Source organism: Mycobacterium neumannii, assembly GCF_048452905.1.
Classification (GTDB): domain Bacteria; phylum Actinomycetota; class Actinomycetes; order Mycobacteriales; family Mycobacteriaceae; genus Mycobacterium; species Mycobacterium neumannii_B.
Genome location: NZ_JBCGVF010000003.1, coordinates 1,401,923 through 1,415,710, shown reverse-complemented (window position 1 = coordinate 1,415,710; position 13,788 = coordinate 1,401,923). Strand labels below are relative to the sequence as shown.

The following is a 13,788-nucleotide window of genomic DNA, read 5'->3' as shown; positions in this document are numbered from 1 at the left end:
TGGATGAGTGCGATTAGGCGTGCTCGACGTGGGCAGCAATACCGTTCACCTTCTGGTGGTCGATGCGCGGCGCGGTGGCCACCCGACGCCGATGAGTTCGACCAAGGCCTCGCTGCGTCTCGCCGAGGCCATCGACAGCGACGGCAAGATCACCCGCAGAGGTGCCGACAAGCTGATCGGCACCATCGACGAATTCGCCAAGATCGCCACGAGTTCCGGCTGTGCGGAGCTGATGGCGTTCGCCACCTCCGCGGTGCGCGACGCGAAGAACTCCGAAGAACTGCTCGCCCGGATTCTCGCCGAGACCGGGGTGGCGTTGCGCGTGCTCGCAGGCGTCGACGAGTCGCGGCTGACGTTTCTGGCGGTGCGACGCTGGTACGGCTGGAGCGCCGGACGCATCATCAACATCGACATCGGCGGCGGTTCGCTCGAACTGTCCAACGGCGTCGACGAGGAGCCGGAGGTTGCGCTGTCGCTTCCGCTCGGCGCGGGCCGGCTCACCCGCGAGTGGCTCCCCGACGATCCGCCGGGCAGGCGACGGGTGGCGATGCTGCGCGACTGGCTGGCCACCGAGCTGGCCGACGCCGGCGCCGAGATGCTCAAGGCCGGCGCCCCCGACCTCGCAGTCGCGTCGTCCAAGACGTTCCGGTCGCTGGCCAGGCTGACCGGCGCGGCGCCCTCTGGGGCGGGCCCGCGGGTCAAACGGACGCTGACCGCCACCGGCTTAAGGCAGCTCATAAATTTCATCTCTAGGATGACCGCGGCTGACCGTGCCGAACTGGAAGGGGTGAGTGCCGATCGGGCGCCACAGATCGTGGCCGGAGCGTTGGTCGCTGAGGCGAGCATGAATGCCCTCGGTGTCGAGAGCGTCGACATCTGCCCCTGGGCGTTGCGGGAGGGGCTGATTCTGCGGAGACTCGACAGCGAAGCCGATGGCAGCGGTTTCGCCGACGGTGCCCACAATCCGGCCTCAGTACAGACGTTTGTGCGTAATGCTGGACGATAGATGACGAGGCCCGAAGGCAACACACGATGACAGGACCAGAAGACGACCACAGCAACACGCGGCCCATCTCGGTCGCGGAGTTGCTGGCGCGCAACGGCACGATCGGTGCCCCGCCGGTCGGCGGGCGGCGCCGTCGTCGCCGCGGCGCCGACTCCGTTACCGTCGCCGAACTGACCGGTGAGATCCCGATCATCCGTGACGACGACGCACCCGCCACGGGGCGTTCGGCCGCCGCGACGGTCGAGGCCCCCGCCGAAGCCGAGCCCGTCGCTGCCGCCGCGGACGCCGGACCCGCCACCGATACTGCTGAGACCGCCCCCGCCGAGACTGCCGAGGTCGCCACCGGCGCCGTCGATCACCCCGCCGAGACTGCCGAGGTCGCCGAAACCGACGCCGGCCCGGTCGTCGAGGAGGAAGCCCTCGAGGTCCCTGAAGACGAGCCTCTCGAGGCCTCCGACACCGAAACGTCCGAGGTCGACGCCATCGAGGTCGAGGTCGAGGACGAGGCCGACGACGCGGCCGGTGCGGACGAGGACAACGATTACGCCGACGCGGTCTCCGACTACCAGACCCACATCGAGCAGCGCGACGCCGACGAGGACCTCGACTTCTTCGCCCCGCCGCGGCGCTCGACCTTCGCGCGCCGGCGCTTCGGCATGCTCGGTCGCAGCGCACCGGCAGCACCCAGCGATGCCCAGGTCGGCGCCGAGGAGATGAGCCCGGATCCGGTCGACTGGGCTGATCCGGACGCCGACGAGGCCGCCGACGCGGCCGTCGCCGTGGCCGAGCCGGAGCACGAGGAGCGCGACGACAGGCCGTCCTACCTGCGTTCTCCCGGCGACGCCCTGTTCGGGGGTCCCGACGTCGACGACGATGTCGCCCGGCGAAACAACGGCCTGAGCCCGGCCGACGTCGACCTCGACGAGGAGGAGGACGCCCCGCGTTCGGGTGTGATGTCGTCGTTCCTGCGTGGGGCGATGGTCGTCGGGCAGTGCGTGGTCGCGGTCGCGTTCGGCGCCGGGCTGTTCATCGCCTTCGACCAGCTGTGGAAGTGGAACAGCATTGTCGCGCTGGTACTCGGCGTGCTCGTGATCCTGGGCTTGGTGGTCGGCGTGCGCGTGGTCCGCAAGACCGAGGACATCGGCAGCACGCTGATCGCCGTCGCGGTCGGCGCGATGGTGACATTCGGGCCGCTGGCATTGATGCAGGCGGCTTGAGGCGCCCAATCACCCGTGCGTCCAGCCATTAAGGTCGGTCTGTCGACGGCCTCGGTCTACCCGCTGAGAACCGAGGCGGCCTTCGAGTACGCGGCCAAGCTCGGCTACGACGGAGTCGAGCTCATGGTGTGGGCCGAGACGGTCAGCCAAGATATCGACGCCATCGAGCAGCTGTCGAAGCGTTACGAAATGCCCGTGCTCTCCGTGCACGCGCCGTGTCTGTTGATCACCCAGCGGGTGTGGGGTGCCAACCCGATCCCGAAACTCGAACGCAGCGTGCGCGCCGCCGAACAACTGGGCGCCCAGACCGTCGTCGTGCATCCGCCGTTCCGGTGGCAGCGCCGCTACGCCGAAGGCTTCTCCGATCAGGTCGCCGAGCTCGAAGCGTCCAGCGACGTGATGGTCGCCGTGGAGAACATGTTCCCGTTCCGTGCCGACCGCTTCTTCGGGGCGGGTCAGACCTCGATCGAGCGGATGCGCAAGCGTGGCGGCAACCCCGGACCGGGCATCTCGGCGTTCGCGCCGTCCTACGACCCGCTCGACGGCGACCACGCCCACTACACGCTCGACCTGTCGCACACCGCGACCGCCGGCTCCGACGCACTCGAGATGGCGCGCCGCATGGGCGAGGGGTTGGTGCACCTGCACCTGTGCGACGGCAGCGGCGCCTCGACCGACGAGCACCTGGTGCCCGGCCGCGGCACTCAGCCGACGGTGGAGGTGTGCGAGATGCTGGCCGCAAGCGACTTCAACGGCCATGTGATCCTTGAGGTGACCACATCGGGTGCGCGCACCGCCGCCGAACGCGAAGCGCTACTGGTCGAGTCGTTGCAGTTCGCCCGCAGGCACCTGCTGCGCTGACGCACCCTGACCTCGTTTCCGAACTCGCTTCCAGAAGGATTCACCAGATGACCGGCTCCACCCTGTTCACCGACGCCATGGCGCTCACCCACGCCGGTGACGGCGTGTATCACGGTGAGCTGAACGAACATTGGACGATCGGGCCGAAGGTGCACGGCGGTGCGATGCTCGCGCTGTGCGCGAACGCCGCGCGGACGGAGCATGCCAGGGGGTTGGAACGATGGGCCCACGCGCGCAGCGCAGGGGACGAATCGGGGGATCAGGTGAGTGGTGGCGTGGAACCGATCGCGGTGTCGGGAAACTTCCTGTGGGCGCCCGACCCTGGCCCGATGCAGGTGGTCACGACCGTGCGCAAACGCGGGCGTCGCGTCAGCCTGATCGACGTCGAACTCCACCAGGGGGACCATACCGCTGTGCGGGCCGCGATCACGCTCGGTGAGCCGGAACATCATGTGGCGCCGCTGCTCTCAGTCAATCCCGTGATCCCGTTGATGCAACCGGAGCCACCGCCCGGTCTCGAGCCGATCGGTGAGGGGCACCCGATGGCCGACATCGTGCACCTCGCGCGCGGCTGCGACATCCGGCCCTCGCTGACCACGATGGAACCGCGGTCCGACGGCGGCCCGCCGGTGATCGAGTACTGGGTGCGGCCTAAAGGCGTCGCCCCGGACGTGCTTTTCGCGCTGCTGTGCGGCGACGTGTCGGCTCCTGTGACGTTCGGTGTCAACCGGTTCGGTTGGGCGCCCACCGTCCAGCTGACGGCGTACCTGCGCACCTTGCCCGCCGACGGGTGGTTGCGCGTGCTCTGCACGACCGTGCAGATCGGCCAGGACTGGTTCGACGAGGACCACATCGTCGTCGACTGCGAGGGCCACATCGTCGTGCAGACCCGCCAACTCGCGATGGTTCCGCAGGGATAGTCGGCAAGCCGCGGCGGGTGGCCGCACACGCGGTGCCCGACCGTCTGCAATGCTTCCGGCATGGCCAGAATCGCGATCGTCGGCGGTGGAAGTATCGGTGAGGCGCTGCTGTCCGGGCTGCTGCGGGCCGGGCGGCAGGTCAAAGACCTGGTGGTGGCGGAGAAGGATTCGGACCGGGCCCAGTACCTAGCCGACACCTATTCGGTGCTGGTGACGACGGTGGCCAACGCGGTGGACCACGCGAGCTACGTGATCGTGGCCGTCAAACCGGCCGATGTGGCCGGGCTCGTCGACGAGATCGTCGATGCGGCGACCAATGCCGAAAGTGATACGGCCGAACAGGTTTTCGTGACGGTCGCGGCCGGGGTCACCACCGAGTACTACGAGAACAAGCTGCCCGCCGGCGCGCCGGTGATCCGCGTCATGCCCAACGCACCGATGGTCGTCGGCGGGGGAGTCAGCGCCCTGTCGGCCGGTCGCTTCGCCACCTCCGAACAGATGAAGGAGGTCTCGGCGATCTTCGACGCGGTCGGCGGGGTGCTCACGGTGCCCGAGGCCCAACTCGACGCGGTCACCGCGATCTCCGGGTCGGGACCGGCCTATTTCTTTCTGATGGTCGAGGCGCTCGTCGACGCCGGCGTCGACGCCGGGCTGTCGCGATCGGCGGCCACCGACCTCGTCGCACAGACCATGGCGGGGTCGGCCGCGATGTTGCTGGATCGCCTCGACCGGGCCGCGTCCGCGGGAGGTGCCGCCGGCGGCCCGTCGGGTGCCGGAATGGACACCACGCCCGCTCAACTGCGCGCGACGGTCACCTCGCCGGGCGGCACCACCGCGGCCGGTCTGCGGGAACTCGAGAGGGGCGGCCTGCGGGCGGCCGTTGCCAGGGCGGTCGAGGCCGCGAAAATGCGCTCTGAGCAGCTCGGAATTACATCTGAGTAATTCTTTAAATTACCCACACCCGTCGCAGTAACACCATCTGCCACGCTATTCTCCTCGTGTAAGCACGGGTCGGTGCCAGCGGTGGGGAAGCCGCTGGAACTGCCCGTGCCTGAATGATTGGGTTGCGATGACGTCTATGAACGGGCCATCCTCGCGGGATTCGGCCAGTGGGAAGTCGGCTCGGGACTCCGGATCCGACGGTCAACAGCCACGGGCGCAATTCCTCACCGTCGCCGAAGTGGCGAGCCTGATGCGGGTCAGCAAGATGACGGTGTACCGGCTGGTGCACAACGGCGAGCTGCCTGCCGTCCGGGTCGGCCGCTCGTTCCGCGTGCATGCGAAGGCTGTTCACGACATGTTGGAGAGCTCGTACTTCGACGCAGGCTGATCTCCTCCGCGTTCCCGGCGCGACCTTCGCCGGCCGTTGGGCGCGTTTCGCGGTTACCTGCACAGCCCGGTAAAGTGGCCGGGTCAGTCAACGATGCTCATCGGGCAGGTAAGGCGTAGGTAGCGGAGTTCATGGGTTCAGTCATCAAGAAGCGGCGCAAGCGCATGTCGAAGAAGAAGCACCGCAAGCTGCTTCGTCGCACCCGGGTCCAGCGCAGAAAACTCGGCAAGTAATCGCCGCCCGCCGTCGCTAGGCTCCGGACATGGATTCCGAGGGTCGTGCCAATGGAGACGTCAACGGAGCTGACCCACGCGACGCCGTGCAGTATCCGAAGGTCGTGCTGGTCACCGGGGCGTGCCGGTTCCTCGGCGGCTATCTGACGGCCAGGCTGGCGCAGAACCCGTTGATCAACCATGTGATCGCCGTCGACGCGATCACTCCGAGCAAGGACCTTCTGCGGCGCATGGGCCGCGCGGAGTTCGTCCGCGCCGACATCCGCAATCCCTTCATCGCGAAGGTCATCCGCAACGGCGACGTCGACACCGTGGTCCATGCCGCGGCGGCGTCCTACGCACCTCGCTCCGGGGGCCGCGCGACGCTCAAGGAACTCAACGTGATGGGCGCGATCCAGCTGTTCGCGGCCTGCCAGAAGGCGCCGTCGGTGCAGCGCGTCGTGCTCAAGTCCACCTCGGAGGTGTACGGCTCGACCTCGCGCGACCCGGTGATGTTCACCGAGGACACCAGCGCGCGACGGCCACCGGGGGAGGGCTTCGCCCGCGACAGCATCGACATCGAGGGCTATGCGCGCGGACTGGGGCGTCGTCGGCCCGACATCGCGGTGACCATCCTGCGGTTGGCCAACATGATCGGGCCGGGCATGGACACCGCGCTGTCGCGCTACCTCGCCGGCCCCGTGGTGCCGACGGTCATCGGACACGACGCCAGGCTCCAGCTGCTGCACGAGCAGGATGCGCTCGGGGCGCTCGAGCGCGCGACGATGGCGGGCAAGGCGGGCACCTACAACGTCGGCGCGTCCGGGATCGTGATGATGAGCCAGGCGATCCGGAGGGCCGGCCGGATCGCGTTGCCCGTGCCGCGATCGGCGCTGGCGGCGGTGGATTCGCTGAGGCGCGCGACTCGTTACACTGAACTCGATCGTGAGCAGCTGAACTACCTCAGTTATGGCAGAGTGATGGACACATCGCGGATGCGCAACGATCTCGGCTATAACCCGAAGTGGACGACGGTGGAGGCCTTCGACGATTACGTCCGAGGTCGCGGATTGACTCCGATCGTTGACCCGCGGTGGGTACGCTCAATGGAGAGTCGCGCCGTTGCCGCGGCGCAACGGTGGGGGCGCTAGGCGCATCAACTTATCGGGTGGGGAGAAGGAAACGACCGTGGCGGGCGAGTCCAAGGCGAAAGTCATTCCGCTGCATGGCAATTCGGGCCGTGCAGCGGCTCAGCGGCGTAATGCCGCACGAGCGCAGGGCTCGCGCCGACATCCCTCGCAGCTGTCGGATCCGGTAGGCGGGGCCTCCGCCGAGGAGATCGCCGCCGTCGTTCGCGAGATCGACGAGCACCGCGGCGGCGTCGCTGGCGCACCTCCGGTCGACGAGACGCCCACCGAACTGGCCAAGCAGATCGCCTCGGTCGGCGAGTTCGTGCGCAAGCGGATGACGGGGGAATACACCGTCGACGAGTTCGGGTTCGACGCCCACCTCAACAACGCAATCTTTTTGCCTTTGCTGAGAGTCTTTTTCAAGTCGTGGTTCCGCGTCGAGGTCAGCGGGATCGAGCATCTGCCCGAAACCGGTGCCGCGCTCGTGGTCGCCAACCACGCCGGCGTGCTGCCGTTCGACGGGCTGATGACGTCGGTGGCGGTGCACGACCACCACCCGGCGCAGCGCGACCTGCGCCTGCTCGCTGCCGACATGGTGTTCGACCTGCCGGTGGTCGGTCAGGCCGCCCGCAAGGCCGGCCACACCATGGCCTGCACCGCCGATGCGCATCGGCTGCTGGCCGCGGGTGAGCTGACCGCGGTGTTCCCCGAGGGTTACAAGGGCCTGGGCAAGCACTTCAAAGACCGCTACAAGCTGCAGCGATTCGGTCGCGGCGGTTTCGTCTCTGCGGCGCTGCGCACCAAGGCGCCCATCGTGCCGTGCTCGATCGTCGGGTCCGAGGAGATCTATCCGATGATCGCCGACGTCAAGCTGCTGGCCCGGTTGCTCGGGCTGCCGTACTTCCCGATCACCCCGTTCTTCCCGCTGGCGGGTCCGGCGGGCATGGTGCCGCTCCCGTCGAAATGGCACATCCAGTTCGGCGAACCGATCGAGACCGCGGACTACGACGAGTCGGCCGCCGACGATCCGATGGTCACCTTTGAACTCACCGACCAGGTGCGCGAGACCATCCAGCAGACGCTGTACCAACTGCTCACCCAGCGCCGGAACACGTTCTTGGGCTGAGCGCGCGGAAAGCCGCTAGCTCTACGAATTACTTTGCTTGGCAATCATTTTCGCGATTGCCTCGTCGCGTGCGGCCGCGATGCGCTGGCTCACCTCGTCGGCTTCGGTGTCCGACTGCGCCTCGCCCATGACCGTGACGACGCTCGTCAGGATGGGGTTGCCGTCGGCGTCGGTCACCTCGCCACGCACCTCGGTGACGATGGCACCGTGCGATTCGGTTACCGAGTCCAGGTAGGAGTCGAAGAACAGCTTGTCGCCGGCCAGGATCGGGCGGTGGAAGGTGATCTTCTGGTCGCGGTGCAGCACGCGCTCCATGTTGATCGGCACATCGAACTGGTTGAAGATCTCCAGCTGAACGCGGCGACCGGCGACGGCGAGGAAGGTCAGCGGCGCGATCAGCGAGTCGTAGCCGTACTCCGCGGCGGCCTCTTCGGTGAAATGCGCGGGGTGCTCGTCCTTGACCGCCTGTGCGAACTCACGGATCTTCTCCCGGCCGACCTCGAAGTAATCGGGATACCGGTAGTGCGTTCCGATGATGTTCTCTGCGATTGCCATACCTGAACTGCTCCTCGGGTGCGCGCTGCCGTCTCTCCTCGTCGGAGTCAGCGGCGCGAGCCTATCAGCGGGTCTCGGCCACCGCCGCGACCAGAGCGGCCCGTCAGCGGCCCTCCTGGCGGCGGGAGACCACCGCCGCCAACGCCCCTCCGGCCGCGCCGAGCGCCAGCGCCGACGGCACCCCGATGCGCGCGGCCTTGCGGGCAGTGCGGAAGTCGCGGATCTCCCACCCCCGCTCACGGGCCAGGTCGCGCAGATCGGCGTCGGGGTTGATCGCCACCGCCGTACCCACCAGCGAGAGCATCGGCACGTCGTTGAAGCTGTCCGAGTAGGCCGTGCAGCGGCGCAGGTTGAGGCCCTCGCGGATGGCCAGCGAGCGCACCGCGTGCGCCTTGCCGGTGCCATGCAGGATGTCGCCGACCAGGCGCCCGGTGAACACCCCGTCCACGGACTCGGCGACCGTTCCCAGCGCCCCGGTCAGGCCCAGCCGCTTGGCGATGGTCGCGGCCAGTTCGTACGGGGTCGCGGTGACCAGCCACACCTGCTGTCCGGCGTCCAGATGCATCTGTGCGAGTGCGCGCGTGCCCGGCCAGATCTTGTCCGCGATGATCTCGTCGTAGATCTCCTCGCCGACCGCCATCAGTTCGGCCGTCGAGCGGCCCTCGATGAAGGCCAGCGCCTTGCGCCGGCCCGCGGCCACATCCTCGCTGTTCTCGCGGCCGGTCAGCTGGAATTTCGCCTGCGCGTAGACGAAGCGCGCGACGTCGCCGTAGGTGAAGTACTTGCGCGCGGCCAGGCCGCGGGCGAAATGCAGCAGCGACGAGCCGTGCACGAGGGTGTTGTCGACGTCGAAGAACGCCGCCGCGGTCAGGTCCGGGGGCGGTGCGGGCGGCGCCGTGGCGGCTTCGGCCACGAGGTCGGTGACGGCCGCCTCCGCACTGGCCTCACCGGCAAGTTGCTGTTCAGCAGCTTCGCGGTCGCCGTTTCGAGACACGGATCAACCCTAAGTCACGGAGGTGGAGATACTGGCGAGGTGGAGCACCACGTGGAGTTGCTGACGCGCGACGGTTGCACGATCTGCACCGCGGCGGCGGCCCGGCTCGCGGCGCTGGCCGACGAGCTGGGCTTCACGCTGGCCGTCACCGATGTCGACGCCGCTGCGGCCGCCGGCGATTCCGGGCTGCGCGCGGAGTACGGCGACCGGCTTCCGGTCGTTCTGCTCGACGGCAGCGAGCACAGCTACTGGGAGATCGACGAGCCACGCCTTCGGGCCGACCTGGCGAAGTGACCATCCGTTTCTGCGCGAAATTGCGTTCCAGCAGGCCTCCACTCGTGATTCGGCTGCTGGAACGCAATTTCGGCGATAATGGTGGGGAATTTGGTGAGCTAACTGTTCAACGACTACCTTGGATGACGTGGTGATGAAGCCGTGAGCGTGTTGCTTTTCGGGGTTTCGCACCGCAGTGCGCCGGTGTCGGTGCTCGAGCAGCTGAGCACCGACGAGTCCGATCAGGCCAAGATCGTCGACCGGGTGCTGCAATCCTCCCTCGTCACCGAGGCCATGGTGCTGTCCACATGCAATCGCGTGGAGATCTACGCCGTCGTCGACGCGTTCCACGGCGGGCTGTCGGTGATCGGCCAGGTGCTTTCCGAGCACTCCGGGATGAGCCTCAACGACCTGACCAAATACGCGTACGTGCGGTATGCCGAAGCGGCCGTCGAGCACCTGTTCGCGGTGGCCTCGGGCCTGGATTCCGCCGTCGTCGGAGAACAGCAGGTGCTCGGCCAGGTGCGCCGGGCGTACGCCGCCGCCGAGGCCAACCACACCGTCGGACGCACCCTGCACGAGCTCTCGCAGCGCGCGCTGGCCGTCGGCAAGCGGGTGCACACCGAGACCGGCATCGACGCCGCGGGCGCGTCGGTGGTGTCCGTCGCGTTGTGCACCGCCGAATCCAAGCTCGGCTCGCTGGCCGGCCGCACCGCGGTGGTCATCGGGGCGGGTTCGATGGGCTCGCTGGCCGCCAAACACCTGACCCGCGCGGGTGTCGAGCGGATCCACGTCGTGAACCGCAGCCAGCCCCGGGCCAAACGGCTCGCCGCGAACATCCGGGAACTGGGCGTCGACGCGCACGCGTTCCCCTTCGACCATCTGCCGCCGCTATTGACCGACGCCGACGTGGTCGTCTGCTGCACGGGAGCGGTGCGCCCGGTGGTCTCACTGGCCGACGTGCACCGCGGCCTCGCTCACGGCCAAGAGCCCAAGCAGCTGGTCATCTGCGATCTCGGCATGCCCCGCGACGTCGACCCCGCCGTGGCAGGACTGCCCGGCGTCCACGTCGTCGACATGGAACGCATCCAGCGCGAACCGGCGGCCCGCGCAGCGGCCTCCGACGCCGAAGCCGCCCGCGCGATCGTCGCCGCCGAGGTCGCCAACTACCTGGCCGGTCAGCGGATGGCCGAGGTCACCCCGACCGTCACCGCGCTGCGCCAGCGCGCTGCCGACGTGGTCGAGGCCGAGCTGCTGAGGCTGGACCACCGCCTGCCGGGCCTGGACGCCGTCCACCGCGACGAGGTCGCCAGGACGGTGCGACGGGTTGTCGACAAACTCCTGCACGCCCCGACCGTGCGCGTCAAGCAGCTGGCGAGCGCGCCGGGCGGAGACAGCTACGCCGAAGCGCTGCGCGAGCTTTTCGAGCTCGACCAGCAGGCCGTCGACGCCGTCGCTGGGCCCGAATTGCCTTTGGTCACACCAGATCTCGACAAGGCCGAGTAACGCTTGACTGTAATTCGGATAGGCACTCGCGCCAGCCTCCTGGCGACCACTCAGGCCGGTACGGTCCGAGACGCGCTCATCGCGAACGGACATGCGGCCGAACTCGTCCCAATCTCCACCGAGGGCGACCGCAACCAGGGCCCGATCGCCGAGATCGGCGTTGGCGTGTTCACCGCGGCCCTGCGCGAAGCCATCCACGACGGTCGGGTGGACGCCGCCGTGCACTCCTTCAAGGATCTGCCGACCGCAGCCGATGCCCGCTTTGTCATCGCCGCGAGTCCCCCGCGCGAAGACCCCAGGGACGCCCTGGTGGCACGCGATGGGCTGGTGCTCGGGGAGTTGCCGCCGGGTTCTCTGATCGGCACGTCGAGCCCGCGCAGGGCGGCGCAGCTTAGAGCACTGGGTCTCGGTTTGGAAATCCGCCCCCTAAGAGGCAACCTGGATACCAGGTTGAACAGGGTTAGCAACGGTGATCTCGACGGCATCGTAGTCGCACGGGCGGGACTGGCCCGCATCGGGCGACTGGCCGATGTCACAGAGACTCTCGAGCCGGTGCAGATGTTGCCAGCGCCGGCTCAAGGTGCGCTCGCGGTCGAGTGCCGCGCAGGCGACACCGAGCTCGCTGCGCTGCTGGCGGAGTTGGACGACGCCGACACACGCGCCGCGGTCACCGCTGAACGGGCCCTGCTCGCCCGACTGGAGGCGGGTTGTCACGCACCGGTGGGCGCGATCGCTGAGGTGGTCGAGTCCATCGATGAGGACGGCAACGTCTTCGAAGAGGTGTCGCTGCGCGGCTGCGTGGCGGCACTGGACGGATCCGACGTGATCCGCGCGTCCGGCGTCGGCACGACCGACCGGGCCCGGGAGCTGGGACTCTCGGTGGCCGAGGAGTTGTTCGACCTCGGGGCGCGCGAACTCATGGCGGACGCCAACTGAGCTGTAGAGCGGAGTGACTGAGATGACAGGCCAGACCAGCGGGCGGGGGCGCAAGCCGAAGCCGGGCCGCATCACGTTCGTCGGCTCGGGTCCTGGCGACCCGGGACTGCTGACGACGCGGGCGCACACGGTGCTCGCCAACGCTGCCTTGGTGTTCACCGATCCCGAGGTGCCGGAAGCGGTGCTGGCCCTGGTGGGTCGCGAACTGCCGCCCCCGTCGGGGCCCGAACCGGCTGAGCCCGCCGACAACGGCGAAGCCTCGGGCAAGGAGGCGCCGGCCATCCTCCCCTACTCACGTGTGGCCCCAGGCGGGCCGGATATCCGGTCGGCCGTCGGCGATCCGGCCGAGGTGGCCAAGACGCTGATCACCGAGGCACGCACCGGGGTGGACGTGGTCCGGCTGGTGGCGGGCGATCCGCTGTCGGTGGACGCCGTGATCACCGAGGTGTCGGCGTTGGCGAAGTCGCACCTGAACTTCGAGATCGTGCCGGGCCTGCCGGACACCACCGCGGTGCCCACCTACGCGGGCCTGCCGCTGGGTTCGGCGCACACCGTGGCCGACGTCCGCGACCCCGACGTCGACTGGGCCGCATTGGCCGCCGCGCCCGGCCCGCTGATTTTGCACGCGACGGCGTCTCATCTGCCCGACGCGGCGCGCACGCTGATCGAGTACGGGCTGACCGACACCACGCCACTGGTGGTGACCGCCAACGGCACCACGTGCCAACAGCGTTCGGTCGAGACCACGTTGGCCGGGCTGCTTGACAAGGCCACCCTGGCGGGTTCCGAGCCGGCCGGTCCGTTGGCGGGACCGCTCGTGGTGACCATCGGCAAGACCGTGGCCAACCGCACCAAGCTGAACTGGTGGGAGAGCCGCGCACTGTACGGGTGGACCGTGCTGGTGCCCCGCACCAAGGACCAGGCCGGCGAGATGAGCGAGAAGTTGGTGGGCCACGGTGCGCTGCCGATCGAGGTGCCGACCATCGCCGTCGAGCCGCCGCGCAGCCCCGCTCAGATGGAGCGCGCGGTCAAGGGACTGGTCGACGGCCGGTTCCAGTGGGTGGTGTTCACCTCCACCAACGCGGTGCGTGCGGTGTGGGAGAAGTTCAACGAGTTCGGTCTCGACGCACGGGCGTTCTCGGGTGTGAGGATCGCCTGCGTCGGTCAGGCCACCGCGGATCGGGTGCGGGCGTTCGGCATCAATCCCGAGCTGGTTCCGGCCGGTGAGCAGTCGTCGCTCGGCCTGCTCGACGAATTCCCGCCGTACGACGACGTTTTCGACCCGGTGAACCGCGTGTTGCTGCCGCGCGCCGACATCGCCACCGAGACGCTGGCCGAGGGTCTGCGTGAGCGCGGCTGGGAGATCGAGGACGTCACGGCGTACCGCACGGTGCGAGCCGCGCCGCCGCCTGCGCACACCCGCGAGATGATCAAGACCGGTGGCTTCGACGCGGTCTGCTTCACCTCGAGCTCCACGGTGCGCAACCTGGTCGGTATCGCGGGCAAGCCGCACGCGCGCACCATCGTCGCGTGCATCGGGCCCAAGACCGCCGAGACCGCAGCGGAATTCGGTCTGCGCGTCGATGTGCAGCCCGAGGTGGCCGCCGTTGGACCGCTGGTGGAGGCGCTCGCCGAGCACGCCGCCCGGCTGCGGGCCGAGGGCGCACTGCCGCCGCCGCGTAAGAAGAGCCGCCGCCGCTGACCGCAGAACCGAAGGTGGGT

Annotated in this window: 15 protein-coding genes; 13 read left to right on the top strand and 2 right to left on the bottom strand. The window is 68.6% G+C overall.

Annotation, left to right across the window (positions count from 1 at the left end; all coding sequences use genetic code 11):
* Nucleotides 1-7: 7 nt before the first annotated feature.
* The 9 genes from AAHH99_RS13310 to AAHH99_RS13270 all read left to right on the top strand — a co-directional run bounded on the left by AAHH99_RS13310 (nt 8) and on the right by AAHH99_RS13270 (nt 7,802).
* Nucleotides 8-1,006, top strand: coding sequence for a hypothetical protein (locus AAHH99_RS13310; RefSeq protein ID WP_418769024.1), 999 nt, complete (start codon nt 8-10; stop codon nt 1,004-1,006).
* A 26-nt stretch (nt 1,007-1,032) separates the two neighbouring features.
* Nucleotides 1,033-2,223, top strand: a complete 1,191-nt coding sequence (locus AAHH99_RS13305; RefSeq protein WP_418769023.1) for a hypothetical protein — start codon at nt 1,033-1,035, stop codon at nt 2,221-2,223.
* A gap of 15 nt (nt 2,224-2,238) precedes the next feature.
* Entirely contained in the window at nt 2,239-3,084 is an 846-nt protein-coding gene (locus tag AAHH99_RS13300; RefSeq protein WP_064419923.1) for a sugar phosphate isomerase/epimerase family protein, read from the top strand.
* 47 nt (nt 3,085-3,131) lie between these two features.
* On the top strand, nt 3,132-4,004 hold the full coding sequence (locus tag AAHH99_RS13295) for a thioesterase family protein (protein ID WP_418769022.1): 873 nt from the start codon (nt 3,132-3,134) through the stop codon (nt 4,002-4,004).
* Nucleotides 4,005-4,064: 60 nt separating this feature from the next.
* Nucleotides 4,065-4,946 (top strand): pyrroline-5-carboxylate reductase, encoded by an 882-nt coding sequence (proC, locus tag AAHH99_RS13290; RefSeq protein ID WP_418769021.1) that lies wholly within the window; start codon nt 4,065-4,067, stop codon nt 4,944-4,946.
* 127 nt (nt 4,947-5,073) lie between these two features.
* Nucleotides 5,074-5,334 (top strand): helix-turn-helix domain-containing protein, encoded by a 261-nt coding sequence (locus AAHH99_RS13285; RefSeq protein WP_064351303.1) that lies wholly within the window; start codon nt 5,074-5,076, stop codon nt 5,332-5,334.
* Nucleotides 5,335-5,465: 131 nt separating this feature from the next.
* Nucleotides 5,466-5,567 carry a 30S ribosomal protein bS22 gene (locus tag AAHH99_RS13280; protein WP_003402602.1) on the top strand — a complete coding sequence of 34 codons (102 nt, stop codon included), beginning with the start codon at nt 5,466-5,468 and terminating at the stop codon, nt 5,565-5,567.
* Between the two features lie 29 nt (nt 5,568-5,596).
* On the top strand, nt 5,597-6,697 hold the full coding sequence (locus AAHH99_RS13275) for an SDR family oxidoreductase (RefSeq protein WP_064399688.1): 1,101 nt from the start codon (nt 5,597-5,599) through the stop codon (nt 6,695-6,697).
* A 37-nt stretch (nt 6,698-6,734) separates the two neighbouring features.
* Entirely contained in the window at nt 6,735-7,802 is a 1,068-nt protein-coding gene (locus AAHH99_RS13270; RefSeq protein ID WP_418769020.1) for a lysophospholipid acyltransferase family protein, read from the top strand.
* Nucleotides 7,803-7,823: 21 nt separating this feature from the next.
* On the opposite strand, the gene AAHH99_RS13265 is transcribed toward AAHH99_RS13270, so the two are convergent.
* Both AAHH99_RS13265 and AAHH99_RS13260 read right to left on the bottom strand, forming a co-directional pair.
* Nucleotides 7,824-8,357, bottom strand: a complete 534-nt coding sequence (locus tag AAHH99_RS13265) for an FAS1-like dehydratase domain-containing protein (RefSeq protein ID WP_064425337.1) — start codon at nt 8,355-8,357, stop codon at nt 7,824-7,826.
* Nucleotides 8,358-8,460: 103 nt separating this feature from the next.
* Nucleotides 8,461-9,351 (bottom strand): HAD family hydrolase, encoded by an 891-nt coding sequence (locus AAHH99_RS13260; protein ID WP_418769019.1) that lies wholly within the window; start codon nt 9,349-9,351, stop codon nt 8,461-8,463.
* A gap of 39 nt (nt 9,352-9,390) precedes the next feature.
* On the opposite strand from AAHH99_RS13260, the gene AAHH99_RS13255 reads away from it, so the two are divergent.
* The 4 genes from AAHH99_RS13255 to AAHH99_RS13240 all read left to right on the top strand — a co-directional run bounded on the left by AAHH99_RS13255 (nt 9,391) and on the right by AAHH99_RS13240 (nt 13,768).
* Nucleotides 9,391-9,645 carry a glutaredoxin family protein gene (locus AAHH99_RS13255; RefSeq protein ID WP_418769018.1) on the top strand — a complete coding sequence of 85 codons (255 nt, stop codon included), beginning with the start codon at nt 9,391-9,393 and terminating at the stop codon, nt 9,643-9,645.
* 141 nt (nt 9,646-9,786) lie between these two features.
* Nucleotides 9,787-11,130, top strand: a complete 1,344-nt coding sequence (locus AAHH99_RS13250) for a glutamyl-tRNA reductase (RefSeq protein WP_418769017.1) — start codon at nt 9,787-9,789, stop codon at nt 11,128-11,130.
* A gap of 3 nt (nt 11,131-11,133) precedes the next feature.
* Nucleotides 11,134-12,066: a hydroxymethylbilane synthase gene (gene hemC, locus AAHH99_RS13245; protein ID WP_064399682.1), complete on the top strand. Its 933-nt coding sequence runs from the start codon at nt 11,134-11,136 to the stop codon at nt 12,064-12,066.
* Nucleotides 12,067-12,088: 22 nt separating this feature from the next.
* The gene (locus AAHH99_RS13240; RefSeq protein ID WP_418769016.1) at nt 12,089-13,768 is read left to right on the top strand and encodes a uroporphyrinogen-III synthase; all 1,680 of its coding nucleotides are present in this window, start codon (nt 12,089-12,091) and stop codon (nt 13,766-13,768) included.
* Nucleotides 13,769-13,788: the final 20 nt, after the last annotated feature.

Bases quoted from the DNA above. Each gene is read 5' to 3' on its own strand.
- AAHH99_RS13285 (WP_064351303.1), top strand. From the start codon at position 5,074: ATGACGTCTATGAACGGGCCATCCTCGCGGGATTCGGCCAGTGGGAAG.
- AAHH99_RS13305 (WP_418769023.1), top strand. From the start codon at position 1,033: ATGACAGGACCAGAAGACGACCACAGCAACACGCGGCCCATCTCGGTC.
- AAHH99_RS13275 (WP_064399688.1), top strand. From the start codon at position 5,597: ATGGATTCCGAGGGTCGTGCCAATGGAGACGTCAACGGAGCTGACCCA.
- proC (WP_418769021.1), top strand. From the start codon at position 4,065: ATGGCCAGAATCGCGATCGTCGGCGGTGGAAGTATCGGTGAGGCGCTG.
- AAHH99_RS13295 (WP_418769022.1), top strand. From the start codon at position 3,132: ATGACCGGCTCCACCCTGTTCACCGACGCCATGGCGCTCACCCACGCC.
- AAHH99_RS13265 (WP_064425337.1), bottom strand. From the start codon at position 8,357: ATGGCAATCGCAGAGAACATCATCGGAACGCACTACCGGTATCCCGAT.
- AAHH99_RS13240 (WP_418769016.1), top strand. From the start codon at position 12,089: ATGACAGGCCAGACCAGCGGGCGGGGGCGCAAGCCGAAGCCGGGCCGC.
- AAHH99_RS13280 (WP_003402602.1), top strand. From the start codon at position 5,466: ATGGGTTCAGTCATCAAGAAGCGGCGCAAGCGCATGTCGAAGAAGAAG.